Genomic DNA, 16,389 nt, shown 5'->3' on the forward strand with positions numbered 1-16,389 from the left:
TTGACCTAGTTCAAGATGCTTCGATTTTTTTGCGAATTCGGCTTAAAAACTCGGCGGAAATCCCCAAATACGATGCTATGAGGTAGTTGGGGACTTTGTCGGAAATTTTAGGGTAATTTTTCAAAAAATCCAGATAGCGTTGTTCTGCATCAAAAATCTTATTTAAGATAATTCTCCTTTGTAAACTCCCAAGGTAATTTTCCAGGATGATTCTAAAAAAACATTCGAGCTTTGGAATCTGCTTTAACATTTCTTGAAAAGAACTATGGTGAATCTGTAACAATATGGTTTTTTCAATGGCTTGAATGTTGTAGATGGAAGGTTGTTGTTTTTGAAAGCTATCGATATCCGTTGCCCACCAATTTTCAATAGCAAAATATAGAATTTCTTCCTTTCCTGTTTCTGGATCTATATAAAAGGCCTTTAGCACCCCGTCAACAACAAAATTGTCGGTGCGGCATGTTTGCCCGTTTTGCAAGAGATAATCGCCTTTTTCAAGGGTTTTCTCACTCCAAAACCCCTTAATTAAGCTCTCATCTTCGGAACTAAGTTCAATGTGCCTGGAAATGGCTGCGATTAGTTGCGCTTTCATTTAAACAAGTAGCTAAATTTATAGGTCAAATATGCTCACAAAACTTGGATGTTCGTTTTCTGCAGCATAAAAGTAAATGCCGATAATAATGGAAGATGACCTGATTATTTTTGATTTGTTGTTGAGATATAATTCAAAACTCTCCCTAAAACAATTGACAATGATATTGTTGAGTTCTTGGTCTGGAATCTTTTTAATGGAAGTAATTTTTCTAATTCTTAGTTTCTTATTGAATTTGATTTCATAGAGTCCAAAAGAACCTTCTTTTAGTTCAAATCCTTTTCCATTTTCAAGACAATTATTTAAAAAGGTATAGCTCAGCCGGAATTCATTTTTGATATCTAATTCCGAATCTTTTAAATATTTGAGAACATTGAGCTTTCGTTGATTGCTTAATTCAATTTTTTTTGTGAGACCTGGATATTTTTTATTGTCCACTTTTCTGTCCAGTTGAATGGCTCCAGAACATGCGCCAAAAAGGAGATCATTATCACTATCCTTGTAGGCGAAAATTAACCATTTAGAATTCTCGGGAGTATAAAATGCACAAGATGAATTAAGCACGCTGCTAATTTTCAGTTTGGATACTTTTGAACCTTTGAAAATCTCATTAATTTTTATTTCAATATTGTGATAATCAGTATCAAGAGTATCAGGTGTAACTTTTTTAATTTCTGCCGTAGCTACAAAATCTGCGCTTTCAAATCTGTCAATCAATCCAATAACTGCACAATCACAGGCAAATGTATTTGAGCAATAAAGAACTGCAATAAATAAAAGTAAGACCTTCATAAACTATAATTGATGGTTAATGTGTTTTGCATTCAAACCACTTTCTAGGGTCGATACCCAAACGTGTTCTGCATAGGTATGTGAAGTTAGTCGTTTTTTAAGTAAAAAGCTGTATGCTAAACATAGCAAATTAGATTGCCATTAGTATCTTCAATATCCAAGATAGGATGATCTTCTTCTATAAATGGTTATAAGAATTGGGTTGGATTTTCATAAAAACTATTTTTTCCGATGGGAACTTTGAGTTCAGTTATTTTTTCGAAATCTGGTGTATATCGATCAACTTTAAAGCATTGTAATATTTTTCAATTCGAGCATGAGCAGTTCCGTCAACCATTAAAATAATTATTAGCATCGCAATTGTTGAAATACTAATTGCTCGCCAAGTTGGTGTATTAATAAATAAAAAAAGTAGTGCAGCTACTATAATTAAAGTTGGAATTACTTTAAAAACAATCGTGTATTCTTTTAAAGTGCTTTGTGAACGTTCAATTTCTGACTGATAGAAGGCAGCGGTATCACTGTTAAAGTCTTTTTTAAATTGCACAATTCTTGATTTATTGGTGTAGAATAAACCAAGTCCTATGGTCATAAGCAACAAGCCTGAAACTAACATCGGAATAATGTAGGCCTTTGCTAAATCTGTTTTTCCCCACTGCCAAAAACCAGCACTGGCGAATAAAAATATGATGGCAAAGAGGATAAAAAAACGAGTTGAAAAAACTTCGGATTTGGCCCATTCGGTTGCTAGTTTTAATAATTCCATTTCTCTTTAAATTAGTTTAGGCTATATTTTTGTTGGTATTCGGAAGGGCTTATGCCTTCTATTTTTTTGAACAGTCTTGAAAAATATTGAGGGTACTCAAATCCTAGATCATAAGCGATTTCAGAAATGCTTTTATCTGGTTGCAATAAAATGTTCTTCGCCTCACCTATCAAGTATAATTGTAAATGCTCCGTTGTGGTTTTTCCAGTTTCTTTTTTCAGGGTGTCACTTAAATAACGTTGCGACACTGACATGTAATCGGCAATCTGTTCTATACTTGGGATGCCATTTTCTTGCAATTGTCCAGACTCAAAATATTCAGTTAAATGCTGATTGAATTGCTCCAATAAGTCGTTGGATATTTCTTTTCTGTTTAAAAATTGTCTTTCATAGAAACGATTGGCATATTTTAACAAGGTGTCCAATTGTGAAATTATGATTTCTTTGCTAAAAGCATCTTGGTTGTTTTGGTACTCAAGGTCAATGTTCTCGATAATGGATTCTATTTGTTTTTCTTCTTTTGGAGAAAGGTGTAATGCTTCATTGGTAGAGTAAGAAAAGAAACCGTATTTTTTTATTTGATGGGCCAACGCTGTGCCTTTCAGAAAATCCTCGTGAAAAGTTATCGAAAATCCCTTTTGCTCAAAAATAATGCTGCTATCCCATTGTACTACTTGCCTTGGCGCTATAAAAATCAATGCGCCATTGGTAAAATCATATTTGGTACGACCATAATTTATATTCCCTTGTATAATTTTTTTAAAACTGATGGAATAGCAATCGACCGAAATAGGAGGTGAACTTTCCCTTGGGCAAGGGAGAAAATTATCACCTTTGGCGGTGAAAACACTTAACATAGGGTGCTCGGGACCTGGAAGTCCCATATATTCCAAATAAGAAGACAGTGTTTTAAAATGTTTCATGCATCCTATTTTTGAGTTGCTGTTGGGTTCCACCAAGGTTTAAATCGTGGTAGGTTATCCTTAAAAGAAACTTTTTCGCCGATCATGGGAGTTATCACCTTGATCTTGGATGAATTTGCTTGATTGGTTATTTTGTTAAAGGGTTCGTCCCAATCATGATTTGCCAATGTAAATTTTCCGGAGTGTACAGGTAATACAAGCTCGGCACCTAGATCATTTGCCGCCTTTAATTGCTCTCCGGGCAGCATATGGATGTATTTCCAGTTTTTATCATACTGTCCATTTTCAAGAATGGCAAGGTCGAACGGGCCATATTTGTCTCCAATATCTTTAAAATGAGTGTCGTATCCGCTATCTCCACCAATATATATTGTGGTAGTAGGTGATTTTAATACAAATGAGGCCCAGAGGGTCTTTGCGCGTGCAAAACCTCTTCCGGAAAAGTGTCGGGCGGGAGTTATCGAAATTTCAAACCCATTTTTAAAAGAAAAGGCATCGTACCAATCACCTTCCAGAATGTTATGTGGATCAAACCCCCAATGTTCTAAATGGGCGCCATTGCCAAGACCGGTGATTACCTTATTGATCTTTGGTTTCAATTTTTTAAGAGTTTTGTAATCCATATGGTCCCAATGGTCGTGGGACAGAAATAAAAAATCTATTTCTGGCAGGTCATCGGTGGTATATATATCTGTTCCCTTATAAGCCTTGGTGGTGAAAGATAAAGGAGATGCATTGCCGCTCAGTACAGGGTCAACCAAAATCCTTTTGCCATCCAATTGAATAAAATAGGACGAATGTCCCATCCATATCAGCACATTCTCAGTTATGTCCATGGTCTTTAGATCAGTTTTTACCGATGGAATTTTTATTTTAGGTTCTTTTGGTTTTGATGAAAAAAAGAACTCATACATTACTTTGCCGTATCCAACACCTTCGGTTAGCATGGGCGTATGATTTAGGTTTTGAAAGCTGCCATTTTTAAAATTGGGCGATTGCTCAATTTTAACCAAACGCCCTGCCGATGGATGTTTTCCAAATCGTTCCGTGTTTAAAAAAAGAAGTGTTCCAACTCCAATTGTTATACTGATAATAAGTAGTCCGAGCATTATTTTTTTAATTATACGCATGGTTAAAATTAAATATTCCAAACCACACCTGTTTCCTTTTCCGAAAGTTCCCATAGTCTTTTGGCAACAGCTATATCCTTTGCGTGTGGCTCAATTTTGTGAGCGCCAACCGGCCCTGTCCAATTATTTCTACCTGTTGGTCCGTAAAATCCCTTTTCATCCAAATCCTCTTCGGTGGCGCACATTAATTGTGGATAAGCGCCTTTTTTTGCCGATTGTGTTAAAGGTGTCATTAGGTAGAACAGGAATCGCATCATTAAACTGCCGCTAGTTTTGATCAGGTTTGTTCTCGATGCACCTGGGTGGCAAGCATATGCTTTAACATCGGTTTTTCCTGCTTCCATCAATCTATCCTGTAATTCATAAATTGACATTATTTGGGCCAACTTACTTTGACTATATGCGTGGTTAGGGGTATAATCATTATCCCAATTCAGGTCATCAAATTTGATTGTTTTAATTCCCATATCATAACCCATACTGCCTACAGTAACAATGCGCCCTTTGGATTTTTCGATAAGTGGGAACAATAAGGCTTGTAATGTCCAATTTCCGAAATAATTGATTCCCATTTGGCTTTCCCAACCATCGACTGTCAAAGTTTGGTTTGGTACCTGGGCTATGACCGCATTACAAATAAGCGCATCAATTTTTGATATTGTATTGAGCACTTCGTTCGCAGCCTTTTTCACAGAAGCTTGTATAGATAGGTCCATGGTAATATGAACAACATCGATATGATCGCCGATTTCTATTTGTAAAGCATTGACCGTCTCGATTGCTTTTTTTGGATTTCTATTGAGCATTACCACCTTGGCACCTTTTGATAGCAGTATTTTCGTGGCTTCGAAACCTGTGCCGCTTGTTGTGCCGGTTACAACGAAAATTTTACCTTTCAAATTCCCAATTCTATGAGGTGTCCACCCGTTTTTACCAAATTGATTTGGACTCATTTTAATCTATTTTTAAGTGAATTAAAGAATAAGCAAAGATGAGATGTAATTTGACACAACTCCTTAAACGAATTTTCGAAAGTTGTATACTTTTTGGCGCATTTTAGTTAAATGTGCCTACAGGCATAATTTATAATACTTCATTTCGGATTTTTTTGAATTCTATTCGACCTGAGAGTTTTTGTTGGTTGACAAAAGCTCAACAACGAAACACTCAGAATTTTAGTTTAGTGGTCGATTTTTAAGTAAAAAAATTGTATTAATTGCATTTATCAAATGAATTGACTTAATTACTCCAAACAAGTTACGCATAGATGATAGCCTCGATAAAACACAACTCAAGAAACTATAAAATAGACCTTGCCCAGCCTCTCGATATTTCCATACCCCTTAAAGGCGGGGACAAAAATGTAAATGCGTGGTACCTGGGGCCGCCAAAAATAGAGCCGCACGAACAAGATGGTTTTGTGGGCAAGGTATCCGAAGGAGCGCCGGTAAATTTTAACGATGTCTGGTTCAATCCGCACTCGCACGTTACACATACCGAGTGTTTGGGCCATATTTCCGAAGAATTCAATTCCGTGAACAAAAAACTTAAAAAGTTCTTCTTTTTTGCCGAGGTGATCACGGTGGCCCCGGAACAACAGGCCAACGATTTTGTGATTTCCGAAAAACAGATTAAATATGCCTTGGGCAATAAAAAGAGACAGGCCATTGTGATCAGGACCCTGCCAAATTTGGGAGATAAGAAGTCCAGGCACTATTCGGATACAAATCCACCCTATTTAACCGAAGACGCGGCCAAATATCTGGTAAAAAAAGGTGTGGAACATTTGTTGATCGACCTGCCATCGGTGGATAAGGAAAGAGATGGGGGAGAGCTTTTGGCACATAAGGCCTTTTGGAACAAGAGCGGAAAGCCAAGGCAAAAAGCCACTATTACCGAATTTATTTATGTGCCCAACAAAGTGGAGGATGGAACTTACTTTTTAAATCTACAAGTGGCCCCTTTCGAAAACGATGCCAGTCCCAGTAGGCCCGTACTTTACAAAATTGAAACAAAATAGATGAAAACAGTACTTAAATTGGAAGAAGCCATGATGTTACTATTTGGTTTATTTATTTTTATGCAACTTGATTTGCAATGGTGGTGGTTTTTAATATTGATTCTTGTTCCTGATATAGGAATGGTAGGGTACCTGTTCGGAAATAAATTGGGAGCGACAATCTATAACATATTTCATCATAAAGGGATTGGGATTTTACTTTATTTAATCGGCGCAAGTTTTTTAGATATGCCCATTTTAAAGTTATGTGGAATAATAATATTTTCACATTCAGCTTTGGATAGAATGTTGGGATATGGCTTAAAATATGAAAAAGGATTCAAGTTTACCCATTTGGGTGAAATAGGAAATAATTAATGGGAGACGTCGTCGACATAATTTTAGGATTGATTTTGGGAGCCATACTTATGTATTGGGTCTTTTCCCTGTTCCGTAAAAAGAGGAACAAAGAGATTACCGAGGAACAATCCACCGTTATCTTGAACAAGATCCGGAGCGTCTGTAAACTGGTTTCCGTAGAAGGGGATTTTGCCGAAATCTACCATTACGAAAACACAAAGGACAGTTTTATGAGCCTGTTCCGCAGCAAAAAAAAGGCGTTAATTGTTATTAAGGCCAAGGCACATATTGGTTACGACCTCAATAAATTGAGCCTAAAGGCCATAAATGATAAAAAAACAATAGTATTGAGCCATTTTCCGGAGCCAGAAGTACTGTCCATTGAGCCCGACCTACAATTTTATGATATAAAAAACGGAATCTTCAATAGTTTTTCCCCCACGGATTTAACCAATCTAAATCAAGAGGCCAAGGAACATATCAAACAGAGAATCCCAGAAAGTGGTTTAATGCAGACAGCAAAGAACGAAGCTTTGCAGGCTGTATTGGTAGTGGAAAAAATTGTGGAGACCATTGGCTGGAAACTCGATTACTCCGCATTGGAAATATCCGAACAGGAAAAACATAAAATAGAAAGTTAAGATGAAAACTAAATGTATAGCTCTCCTTTTGATGGGGACAATTTCTGCAATGAGCTTTGCCCAGAACAAGACCCAGACTACATTTGACCCTACTTTTACACATGTCGTTTATTTTTGGTTCAAAAACCCCGACAGTAAGGCGGATAGAGCTACTTTTGAAGCTTCACTGACCAAATTTTTGAACAATTCCCAATACGCCAAAACAAAGTTCATTGGCAAGCCCCCTAAAGCCGTTCGGGATGTGGTGGATGATTCGTTCACTTATTCGTTGATATTGACCTTTGCGTCCGCCGAAGATCAAGCCGCTTACCAGGCTGAACCGCCACACCTTGTTTTTATTGAAGAGTGTGAAGACCTTTGGGAAAAGGTGATTGTTTACGATTCCAAAGGTATTTAAAATGAATATTGAGGAGTTTAGGGAAGTTTGTTTATCCAAGAAGGGCGTAACAGAAGAATTCCCGTTTGATGAAAGTACATTGGTATTTAAGGTTATGGGGAAAATGTTCGCGTTGGCACCTTTGGAACGTATCCCGACCCAATGCAATTTAAAATGTGATCCCGAAAAATCCGAAATTCTTAGAGAAGAATACGATGGGGCAATTATTCCCGGCTATCACATGAGCAAGAAACATTGGAACACTATTTTTTTGGAACAATTACCGCCTAAATTGATCAAGGATTTAGTAGATCATTCCTATGATTTGGTCGTATCTGGTTTAACCAAAAAACTTCAGCAGGAACTTAGAGATTTAGATTGATTTTTTAATGACGGACCTACACGATTTTTATACGGCTCAAAGAAATGTGTTCGAAGCTGAACGTAAACAAAAAAAGAGAACGCTCTCTCTTTTGGCAACACTTCGTCTTTCCGTTTTCGTAGCTTTTTGGTTGGCCATTTATGTATTGTGGGGTTCATCGGCCCTAGTATTTTTACTTCCAATATTAGTGGTCTTGTTCCTTTTTTTGGTAACACGGTTCAGCAATGTGAAACGTTACAAAAAGTATCTGGACAGGTTGGTGCTCATCAATACCAACGAACTGGAAATTTTACAGCGTCGATTCCATCATTTACCGGATGGTAAGGAGTTTATGCGACCGGACCATCCTTACGCCCAAGATCTTGATCTTTTTGGAAGGGGGTCTTTTTATCAATATACAAACCGAACAACCTTGCAACAAGGGCGTCAAGTTTTTTCCGATCTTTTGTTGGACGGACATCCTAAGGATATTATCAAAAAACAAGAAGCAATAAAGGAATTGGCCCAACTCCCCGAATGGCGACAGCACTTTTCGGCTTTGGCAGGGGAGACCCGACCTAAAACATCCCCGGACATTGTTTCCGATTGGATGAGGAACCACAAAGCAATTACCCCAAAATGGGTGAGGTTCGGTGCGCCTTTATTTGTATTGGCTTCCCTATTTTTTATCAGTGCCGCCATTATGGGTTGGGTCCCTGAAAGTTTGGTGCTTTTCTGGTATTTTTTGGGAATGACCATTGTGGGCAGGTATGCCAAGGGCATTTTGGAATTTTCTGTCAACGTTTCCCAAGCACAGGATACTATTCAGCAGCATCAACGATTGATCGCGGAAATAGAAGGACAAAGTTTTAAATCGGGACTGTTGCAAGAACTGCAGGCAACATTAACGGTAGAAGGAGAGCGAACCTCCAGTGTTTTGAAACGTTTTTCGCGGAGCATGACCATGTTGGAACAACAGTACAACCTAATTGTTTCCATTTTTGGACAGGGCTTAGGGCTGTACAGTCTGTATTATGCCAATCAAGTGGAGCGCTGGATGGATAAGTATGGGACAGAGGTGGCCGATTGGTTTTCTGCAATAGCCCAGTTCGATGCTTATATTAGCTTGGGGACCTATGCATTTAACCATCCCGACCATACCTATCCTATTTTGGTCGATGGCCCCATCGTGCTCAAAGCGAAAGCGGTGGGTCATCCGTTGGTTGACCCAGGGAAGAACGTTCTAAACGATATTGAAATTGGAAAAGGACGTTTTTGCATAGTTACAGGTGCAAATATGGCCGGTAAAAGCACATTTTTAAGAGCTGTTGGATTACAAATCGTTATGACAAATATGGGATTGCCGGTCAAAGGCAAAGATGTTAAATATGCCCCGGTACGTTTGTTGACGAGTATGCGTTCCTCCGATTCTTTGGCAGATGAGACTTCCTATTTTTATGCTGAGCTCAAACGCTTAAAATATATTGTGGAAGAATTGGACACAGGGGACTGCTTTGTAATCTTGGATGAGATTTTAAAAGGTACCAACAGTGTGGACAAGGCGGAGGGCTCCAAAAAGTTTGTGGAGCGATTGGTGAAAAATGGTTCTACGGGAATGGTGGCCACTCACGACTTGAGCCTTTGTACACTTGCCGACGAGCTTTCCGAAGTGGAAAATCGTTATTTTGATGCCCAGATCATCAACGGAGAGTTGTTTTTTGATTACAAGTTCAAAGAAGGCGTTTGCCAAAACATGAACGCCTCTTTTCTGCTAAAAAATATGGGGATTGTGGATTAAAGCCCCTTTACCTGCACATTGTGAAAGGAGTCCGCTTGTAAACGCAACAACTCTTCTGCCTTTTCTTTTTTGTAGCGGTACAGTTCCTCCTCGTTTTTAATGTCGGCATAGATCTGCTGGTTGATCTCTCCTTCTGTGGCCAACAATAATTTGCGCTGTTCCACTTTTTGGGTCACCCAAGTGGCTACCACACTTTCCTGTTCTTCAAATTTGTAATCGAACTCCCCTTTGGGCGCCAATAATTTGGCAATGATCGGTGCCGTTTCAATCGCCAAGAACAATAAGAAGATAAAAAAGGATGGGAACCAGGGCAATTTGCCCAAAGCGTTAATACGTGCCATGAGTCCATCAAAACCATCAATAATAGGTTGTGAATTGGTGACAGCGGTAGTGTAATCGGTTTCCAATGCCGCTATTTGGGCCTCGATATTTTCAATTTTTGAAGCGTTTGTTTTTTTCAAACTGTTCAATTCCGCTAAAGCGGCATCATGCTTCTCACGTTTCTCTTCATAAACGGGGCCTTTGCCCAACAAACCAGTTCCAGCAGTACCTTCTGCTTCGGAAATGTAAGTATCGTAAAGCGCATTGGTCTCCGCTTCCTTGGTGGCAACCTCTCCTTTTAGGCGGGCAATGTCTTGGTTCAGGCTTTCAATTTTTGGAGTGAATTGCAAGGCCAATTGTTCCTTGTTGTTCAAGGTAAGGGCATTTTTCTCTTCCAATAACACTTGGTTGATTTCCTTTTCAAAAATCTTCATTTCCAAAGGCTTGGAAATCACTACGGCAATGATCAAAGCGAGTACAATCCGTGGAGCCGCTTGGAGCAACTCCCCTTTAAAATTATCTCGCTTTTTAATTGTGGAAACAATATATCGGTCCAAATTGAAAATGAGCAAACCCCAAATCAACCCAAAGAAAATGGAGGTGTAAATATTGTCGAATACGGTGAAAAGTGCATAGCCCGAAGCTATAAAAGCCATTACGGCCGTAAAGAATACGGTGGCACCAATGCCAGCATATTTGTTGCGCTCGCCATTGGAGCAGGTTTCAAGAATGTTGGTGTCGGCTCCCGAGCAGAAAATAAAAAAACGTTGAAGCATTATAGTGTTCTGATTTGATTGATAGAGTATTAGAACGCAATTTTGTATGATTTGTTACATAAAAAGCCCCATTTATGGGGCTTTTAACATTATTTGAAATTTGGAATGTTAGTTATCTATCACAATGGGATCGGTTGATAGTTTTACCACAGGACGGGCACCATGGGCTTCGCGGGCATCGATATTGATGTGTTGGTTCTTTTGAACTACCTCAACGGCCTCTTTTGCCGATATGGCTTTGCCATTGTAAGTGAAAGATGCTCCTTTTTCCGCCATTTCTTTCACGTGTTCAATAGGTTTTGGTGGTGCTGGGGGCGCTGGTGGTACTGGAAGATTTTTAGGGTTCGCCTCATTCACCGGTTTAGTTGCTTTTGGCGCCTTGGGAGATTTAGGAGCTGGTGGCGGAGCGGGAAAATCCGGAAAGGGCTCCGCATCATCACGTTGTTTCTGGGACATTTTTTCATAGATTTCTTTTAGGCGCATCACATCTTTCTTTTTGATGGTCATATTATTGCGGTCCATAGCGTTGTATTTCTTGGCCAAGGTATTGTACTCCTTCATTTCTTCCCTGGAGGCACTTTGTTGATTCGCTTGTTTTGGGCCTAAAACGTTAATTGTCGCAGTGCCGTATTCCGTTAATATTTTATCAACTTTGCTGATGACTTTTTTGGAGGTTTTGGCCTCTACTTGAACAATCGAACGAATGACTTTTTTACGTTGTTCAAAAGAAAGATGGTTATTAATTTTTGAGAGCTCATCCTCCAAATCTTCCAATAGAATTGATTTGTTTTGAAACAATAGATTGCCCTTTTTGTTGATGTGGATCTCTATTGGGTTAACGGTTTTGTTGGCTTCATTTTGATCCCATTTTGTAGTATAAATCACATAATTTGCTTTATTCCCAGGCCCTAATGGAGTCATGCCAATTATTTGATTTCTCTTAATGATGCTGTTCAAGGTGTTGGCAGGTACAATGGTTTCATCGTTGATAAGGACCAAATCACGTTTAGAGTCTAGTCTTATCCAACTGTCGCTCAAGATATAAAAGCCTTTATCTATTTGCATGAAGACATTTTGGTTACCCTTTTTAGAAGCTTCTATTTTTTGGGCCAAAACAAAGTCCTTTTTAACTTCAGTATAATTGGTAAATATAGTTTTGTAATCAAGATTTTTTAGATTTGGAACTAGGGACGAAAGCTGCCTTGCGCTTGATTCCTCTTGTCGTAAGCCAATATATATGGCGGAACTAATTTCACCTTGTAAATTTCCCCAATGCTGTATCTGAGTAGAGGAAAGATATCCCTCTTTTAGCACATTAAAATTAAAAAATATTTCACCTGAATTGGAAACCGGAATTTCAACATTGTAATATCCGTTGTTGTCGGTTTTTGCAAGTGTACTTCCTTTGGAATCTGTAATAAGCGCCTTTTCCAGAGGCAATAAAGTTTCTGAGTCCAATATCAGACCTGCTAATTGTATAGTTCTTGTGGAAATCCCGTCTGTGGTCTCAATACTTTTGTTTTCTGGATACAACGATGTTTCTGTAAACCCGACAGGCGTAGTGCGAGTTATTGTTTTTGTCTCACTAAATCCAAATAATAGAAGGGCAGTAAGCGGCAAGAGCAAAAAGCTCTTGAGTACAAATGATTTTTTTGTTGTTTTTGTTTTCATGACTGTAAAACGTTTTTTGATTGATGAATAAGTTATGGCATTTGCAATGCCGGTCGACTGATGTGTGATATGTCCATCGTGCGATAAGTACGATAGGATCGTATTTTGATAATGTGAATGGTCGTTGTTCTTTTGGATCACTGCACTATCTGCCAAAAACTCGTGGTTCAGCTTAATGGAAGATTTAAAAAGATAGATCAACGGGTTAAACCATAACACCACTTGAAGCAGCTCAATAAACAAGATGTCCAGACTATGTTTTTGTTTGGCATGGGTCTCTTCGTGTAAAAGTACTTCTTGCGGTATGCTTTTATTCTCGAATTGTTTTTGGTTCAAAAAGATAAACCGGAAAAATGTATGGGGCGGCATGGGTTGCTTAAGCAGTACCCGGGTAATAAAATTATCCTTGTGCTTTGGGTTTTTACGGATACGGGACCAAATCTGTGCAAGATGGCCTATAAAGCGAAACCCGAAGCCTAAGACCCCCAGGCCATAAATGCTCCATAGTACAGGCCCCCAACTAAAATTTTCCTCTTGTACGGCATTTTGGGGCGCTTGTGTAGTGGGTAAATCGGTTAAAATTGGAATATTCTCCATCTCCGTGGATGGTAGGGCCTCGATATATTCTGTAAAAACCATATTTGGAATCAAAAAAGAGGCAATTATAGCGGCCACAAGATAGAATCGCTTAAAATGGTGGATGCTTTCCCTTTCCAGTACCAGTTTGTAAAAGGCTAGAAAAGCGGTCAGGCAAGCTGTGGATTTTAATAAAAGGACCAGCATAGTTATTTCTTTTTGATTTCGTTGTCGATCAATTTTTTCAGCTCTTCGAGCTCGGTTTTGGTCAAATCTGTTTCTTGGGCAAAAAAGGAGGCGAACTGGCTTGCACTATCGTTAAAAAAGTTTTTAATGAGCCCGTTTACATGCTTGGAAAAGTAATCCTTCTTTTTTACCAGTGGATAGTATTCCCTACTTCTTCCAATTTGATTGTAGGCGACAAAACCTTTGTCTGTCATTCGCTTTAAAAGAGTCGCAACCGTGGTTGTGGCCGGCTTTGGCTCCGGGTAGGCATCCAAAAGGTCCTTCATTACGGCTTTTTTTAATTTCCAGACAATGTTCATTAACTCTTCCTCGGATTTCGACAATTGCATTTTCGATTGTTTTAAAAAAATTGCTCTACAAACATAGAATAAAAATTTTAATTCTACAAATGTAGAATTGTTTTATGGTGTTAAAAGGTTTTATCATCTTCTAAAAATGTTAAGTTTGCCCATAAATAATTCATTATGGGGTTAATCGACGAATTACGTGAACGAAGTGGAGGAGTTTGCGAATTGAGCGATGTAGCGGAAGATTTAATCATTTATGAGGTTCCACCAGTTTCCACGGGAGGCTTGGATGGCAGTATTTTAATAAGTCGAACTTGTAAAGATCAAATAGAGAACCCGGAGACAACAGACCCGAATCATTGGAGGTGTTTAAACGATAGTATGTGGAGCGAACACGATGCGGTAAAAGTTGTTGCTTGGCGAATGCTCAGCCGTTTAAAATCCGAAGGCTGGCCGCAAGATCTTTTGGATATGATGTACATGGACGATGAAACTTTGGCGTGGGCGAAGGCAACTGGCGAAGGTATGTCGGACAGTGAAAAAATTATCCACAGGGACGTGAATGGCAATATTTTGGAAAATGGAGATAGTGTAGTGTTGGTGAAGGACCTGAAAGTAAAAGGGTCGAGCATGGTCGCAAAACAGGGAACCGCCGTTAGACGGATTTCCCTGGATCACGAAAATGCTGAATATATTGAAGGTAAGGTAGATGGTCAGAATATTGTGATTGTGACCAAGTACGTAAAAAAACTCTAGCCCTTCATTTCGGTATAATATTTATAAAAGTAAGGGATGGTCTCTATGCCCTTTAGAAAGTTCCATACGCCAAAATGTTCGTTGGGCGAGTGTATGGCATCGCTGTCCAGACCAAAGCCCAAAAGGATTGTTTTACTGTCAAAAACATTTTCGAACAAGGCAACGATTGGAATGCTTCCTCCCGTCCGTTGCGGTACTGGGGTTTTTCCAAAAGTGGTTTCCATGGCCTTGGATGCCGCTTGGTATCCGATACTATCGATCGGGGTAACATAGGCTTGTCCACCGTGGTGTGGTTTTACCTTTACTTTTACACTTTTTGGCGCCAGCGATTCAAAATGTTTTTGGAACAGTTCTGTAATCTCGTGCCAATCTTGATCGGGAACCAATCGCATGGATATCTTGGCATAAGCCTTGCTCGCGATTACTGTTTTTGCACCTTCGCCTGTGTAACCGCCCCAAATTCCATTGACATCCAAGGTAGGTCGGATACCGAACCTTTCCGGTGTTGAATACCCTTTTTCTCCATGTACATCGCCAATATCCAAGGATTTTTTATAGGCTTCCAGGTCAAAAGGGGCTTTGGCCATTTCGGCACGTTCTTCGTCCGAAATAACTTCAACTTCATCATAAAACCCTGGAATGGTAATATGGTTGTTCTCATCGTGGAGTTGCGCAATCATTTTGGCCAGCACATTAATAGGGTTGGGTGCAGCGCCTCCGTAGATCCCGGAATGCAGGTCCCGGTTGGCACCGGTAACTTCTACCTCGACATAACTTAGTCCTCGCAGTCCCGTGGTTATGGACGGGGTATCGTTGGCAATCATACCGGTGTCCGAAATCAGGATAATATCGTTTTTAAGTTTTTCACTGTTTTCCTTAAGAAAATCCTCTAAACTATCGCTTCCTACTTCTTCTTCACCTTCGATCATAAACTTTACGTTACAGGGCAAAGCGTTGTTGTTGATCATATATTCAACGGCTTTCACGTGCATAAAGAACTGTCCTTTGTCGTCGCAGGCCCCACGGGCAAAAATGGCACCGTTGGGGTGTAGATCGGTGTTCTTGATCACGGGCTCGAAAGGAGGGGAATCCCAAAGATCGATTGGGTCCGGCGGTTGAACATCGTAGTGCCCATACACCAAAACAGTGGGTAAATCGGGGTCAATAATCTTGTCGCCATACACCACTGGATAACCTTTGGTCTCGCAAATTTCGGTGTTTTCGCAACCAGCGTCCTCCAATGATTTTTTTACCGCTTCCGCAGTTGCCAGAACATCTTTGGAATAAGCCGGATCCGCACTAATGGAGGGGATTTTTAGTAGGTCGATCAATTCGTTGATAAATCTGTCTTTGTTCGTGTTGATGTAATTATTTATGTCTTTCATATATGAATTAAAAAGGACCCTAAAAGTACAAAAAACAAGTTTTTAAGGGGAGTGCATTTGCAAATCGGAAAATTGATTTATATTTGCACTCCAATTCGCGGGTGTGGTGGAATTGGTAGACACGCTAGACTTAGGATCTAGTGCCGCAAGGCGTGGGGGTTCGACTCCCTTCACCCGCACTGAAAGCTCTTCGATTTTCGAGGAGCTTTTTTTGTTCGGACTTGTTTTAGTGTTTGTCCTTGCATTCTACCAACCATTCATCTTCTAATCCATTACGTAAAATAATGGACATTCTTGGTCCTTTTAGTTTTGGATTGTTATGTATTATGGCCAGCAATTCTTCCTTTGGTTAATCAGAAGAAAAACACATTATATTGAAAGAAAAAACGAATAGCTAAGTTAAATAAGCCAATAATTATGAATCTTTTAATTATCAGGTTCAAAATCAGTTATGGTTGTCGGGAAATATTTTAATTATTGAATTTTTGTTAAAATAAAAGAATAATCATAAATTTATCTTAAACGACCTTTTGTTTAAAGGTCCCCAACTGAAAACCGACAAATTATACGAAAAAGCAGTGGAGGTGGTGTTTTTGATTGAATTTTTGCAATAAAATAATACCATAACAGTTT

At 39.2% G+C, this 16,389-nt stretch carries 17 protein-coding genes and 1 tRNA gene; 8 read left to right on the plus strand and 10 right to left on the minus strand.

The annotated features are described in order from the left end of the window. Positions 1–10: 10 nt before the first annotated feature. The 6 genes from MJO53_RS09250 to MJO53_RS09275 all read right to left on the minus strand — a co-directional run bounded on the left by MJO53_RS09250 (position 11) and on the right by MJO53_RS09275 (position 5,156). Entirely contained in the window at positions 11–592 is a 582-nt protein-coding gene (locus MJO53_RS09250; RefSeq protein ID WP_252078876.1) for a Crp/Fnr family transcriptional regulator, read from the minus strand. Positions 593–610: 18 nt separating this feature from the next. Further along, positions 611–1,384: a hypothetical protein gene (locus tag MJO53_RS09255; protein ID WP_224835574.1), complete on the minus strand. Its 774-nt coding sequence runs from the start codon at positions 1,382–1,384 to the stop codon at positions 611–613. Between the two features lie 250 nt (positions 1,385–1,634). After that, entirely contained in the window at positions 1,635–2,150 is a 516-nt protein-coding gene (locus MJO53_RS09260; protein ID WP_252078877.1) for a hypothetical protein, read from the minus strand. Positions 2,151–2,161: 11 nt separating this feature from the next. Then, the gene (locus tag MJO53_RS09265) at positions 2,162–3,073 is read right to left on the minus strand and encodes a helix-turn-helix domain-containing protein (protein WP_252078878.1); all 912 of its coding nucleotides are present in this window, start codon (positions 3,071–3,073) and stop codon (positions 2,162–2,164) included. A gap of 5 nt (positions 3,074–3,078) precedes the next feature. After that, positions 3,079–4,182, minus strand: a complete 1,104-nt coding sequence (locus MJO53_RS09270) for an MBL fold metallo-hydrolase (RefSeq protein ID WP_252078879.1) — start codon at positions 4,180–4,182, stop codon at positions 3,079–3,081. A 29-nt stretch (positions 4,183–4,211) separates the two neighbouring features. Continuing rightward, a complete protein-coding gene (locus MJO53_RS09275; protein WP_252078880.1) occupies positions 4,212–5,156 on the minus strand; it encodes an SDR family NAD(P)-dependent oxidoreductase in 945 nt (314 codons plus the stop codon). A gap of 314 nt (positions 5,157–5,470) precedes the next feature. On the opposite strand from MJO53_RS09275, the gene MJO53_RS09280 reads away from it, so the two are divergent. From MJO53_RS09280 to MJO53_RS09305, 6 genes are read left to right on the plus strand one after another with little or no spacing between them, the layout of a single operon-like run. Beyond that, positions 5,471–6,223 (plus strand): cyclase family protein, encoded by a 753-nt coding sequence (locus MJO53_RS09280; protein WP_252078881.1) that lies wholly within the window; start codon positions 5,471–5,473, stop codon positions 6,221–6,223. After that, on the plus strand, positions 6,224–6,580 hold the full coding sequence (locus MJO53_RS09285; protein WP_252078882.1) for a DUF4260 domain-containing protein: 357 nt from the start codon (positions 6,224–6,226) through the stop codon (positions 6,578–6,580). Next, on the plus strand, positions 6,580–7,203 hold the full coding sequence (locus MJO53_RS09290) for a DUF4230 domain-containing protein (RefSeq protein ID WP_252078883.1): 624 nt from the start codon (positions 6,580–6,582) through the stop codon (positions 7,201–7,203). The genes MJO53_RS09285 and MJO53_RS09290 overlap by 1 nt, the downstream gene beginning before the upstream one ends. A gap of 1 nt (position 7,204) precedes the next feature. Beyond that, complete coding sequence (locus MJO53_RS09295) at positions 7,205–7,600, plus strand: Dabb family protein (RefSeq protein ID WP_224835570.1); 396 nt, start codon at positions 7,205–7,207, stop codon at positions 7,598–7,600. A 1-nt stretch (position 7,601) separates the two neighbouring features. Further along, positions 7,602–7,961 (plus strand): MmcQ/YjbR family DNA-binding protein, encoded by a 360-nt coding sequence (locus MJO53_RS09300; protein ID WP_224835569.1) that lies wholly within the window; start codon positions 7,602–7,604, stop codon positions 7,959–7,961. 7 nt (positions 7,962–7,968) lie between these two features. Beyond that, the gene (locus tag MJO53_RS09305) at positions 7,969–9,738 is read left to right on the plus strand and encodes a MutS-related protein (protein WP_252078884.1); all 1,770 of its coding nucleotides are present in this window, start codon (positions 7,969–7,971) and stop codon (positions 9,736–9,738) included. On the opposite strand, the gene MJO53_RS09310 is transcribed toward MJO53_RS09305, so the two are convergent. From MJO53_RS09310 to MJO53_RS09320, 3 genes are all read right to left on the minus strand, one after another. Next, positions 9,735–10,835 (minus strand): DUF4407 domain-containing protein, encoded by a 1,101-nt coding sequence (locus tag MJO53_RS09310; RefSeq protein WP_224835567.1) that lies wholly within the window; start codon positions 10,833–10,835, stop codon positions 9,735–9,737. The genes MJO53_RS09305 and MJO53_RS09310 overlap by 4 nt on opposite strands. A gap of 108 nt (positions 10,836–10,943) precedes the next feature. Further along, on the minus strand, positions 10,944–13,289 hold the full coding sequence (locus MJO53_RS09315; protein WP_252078885.1) for a M56 family metallopeptidase: 2,346 nt from the start codon (positions 13,287–13,289) through the stop codon (positions 10,944–10,946). Between the two features lie 2 nt (positions 13,290–13,291). Continuing rightward, entirely contained in the window at positions 13,292–13,657 is a 366-nt protein-coding gene (locus tag MJO53_RS09320; protein ID WP_224835565.1) for a BlaI/MecI/CopY family transcriptional regulator, read from the minus strand. Positions 13,658–13,792: 135 nt separating this feature from the next. Here MJO53_RS09320 and MJO53_RS09325 point away from each other — a divergent pair, with 135 nt between their 5' ends. After that, entirely contained in the window at positions 13,793–14,371 is a 579-nt protein-coding gene (locus MJO53_RS09325) for a PhnA domain-containing protein (RefSeq protein WP_252078886.1), read from the plus strand. On the opposite strand, the gene MJO53_RS09330 is transcribed toward MJO53_RS09325, so the two are convergent. Continuing rightward, positions 14,368–15,756: a dipeptidase gene (locus MJO53_RS09330; protein WP_252078887.1), complete on the minus strand. Its 1,389-nt coding sequence runs from the start codon at positions 15,754–15,756 to the stop codon at positions 14,368–14,370. The genes MJO53_RS09325 and MJO53_RS09330 overlap by 4 nt on opposite strands. 97 nt (positions 15,757–15,853) lie before the next feature. On the opposite strand from MJO53_RS09330, the gene MJO53_RS09335 reads away from it, so the two are divergent. Then, a tRNA-Leu gene (locus MJO53_RS09335) sits at positions 15,854–15,935 on the plus strand. Positions 15,936–16,389 lie beyond the last annotated feature (454 nt).

It is taken from the genome of Flagellimonas marinaquae (genome assembly GCF_023716465.1).
In the GTDB taxonomy this organism is placed as follows: Bacteria; Bacteroidota; Bacteroidia; order Flavobacteriales; family Flavobacteriaceae; genus Flagellimonas; species Flagellimonas alginolytica.

Bases quoted from the DNA above. Each gene is read 5' to 3' on its own strand.
- MJO53_RS09320 (WP_224835565.1), bottom strand. From the start codon at position 13,657: ATGCAATTGTCGAAATCCGAGGAAGAGTTAATGAACATTGTCTGGAAA.
- MJO53_RS09310 (WP_224835567.1), bottom strand. From the start codon at position 10,835: ATGCTTCAACGTTTTTTTATTTTCTGCTCGGGAGCCGACACCAACATT.
- MJO53_RS09275 (WP_252078880.1), bottom strand. From the start codon at position 5,156: ATGAGTCCAAATCAATTTGGTAAAAACGGGTGGACACCTCATAGAATT.
- MJO53_RS09290 (WP_252078883.1), top strand. From the start codon at position 6,580: ATGGGAGACGTCGTCGACATAATTTTAGGATTGATTTTGGGAGCCATA.
- MJO53_RS09325 (WP_252078886.1), top strand. From the start codon at position 13,793: ATGGGGTTAATCGACGAATTACGTGAACGAAGTGGAGGAGTTTGCGAA.
- MJO53_RS09315 (WP_252078885.1), bottom strand. From the start codon at position 13,289: ATGCTGGTCCTTTTATTAAAATCCACAGCTTGCCTGACCGCTTTTCTA.
- MJO53_RS09270 (WP_252078879.1), bottom strand. From the start codon at position 4,182: ATGCTCGGACTACTTATTATCAGTATAACAATTGGAGTTGGAACACTT.
- MJO53_RS09295 (WP_224835570.1), top strand. From the start codon at position 7,205: ATGAAAACTAAATGTATAGCTCTCCTTTTGATGGGGACAATTTCTGCA.
- MJO53_RS09305 (WP_252078884.1), top strand. From the start codon at position 7,969: ATGACGGACCTACACGATTTTTATACGGCTCAAAGAAATGTGTTCGAA.
- MJO53_RS09285 (WP_252078882.1), top strand. From the start codon at position 6,224: ATGAAAACAGTACTTAAATTGGAAGAAGCCATGATGTTACTATTTGGT.
- MJO53_RS09330 (WP_252078887.1), bottom strand. From the start codon at position 15,756: ATGAAAGACATAAATAATTACATCAACACGAACAAAGACAGATTTATC.
- MJO53_RS09255 (WP_224835574.1), bottom strand. From the start codon at position 1,384: ATGAAGGTCTTACTTTTATTTATTGCAGTTCTTTATTGCTCAAATACA.
- MJO53_RS09280 (WP_252078881.1), top strand. From the start codon at position 5,471: ATGATAGCCTCGATAAAACACAACTCAAGAAACTATAAAATAGACCTT.
- MJO53_RS09260 (WP_252078877.1), bottom strand. From the start codon at position 2,150: ATGGAATTATTAAAACTAGCAACCGAATGGGCCAAATCCGAAGTTTTT.
- MJO53_RS09250 (WP_252078876.1), bottom strand. From the start codon at position 592: ATGAAAGCGCAACTAATCGCAGCCATTTCCAGGCACATTGAACTTAGT.
- MJO53_RS09265 (WP_252078878.1), bottom strand. From the start codon at position 3,073: ATGAAACATTTTAAAACACTGTCTTCTTATTTGGAATATATGGGACTT.
- MJO53_RS09300 (WP_224835569.1), top strand. From the start codon at position 7,602: ATGAATATTGAGGAGTTTAGGGAAGTTTGTTTATCCAAGAAGGGCGTA.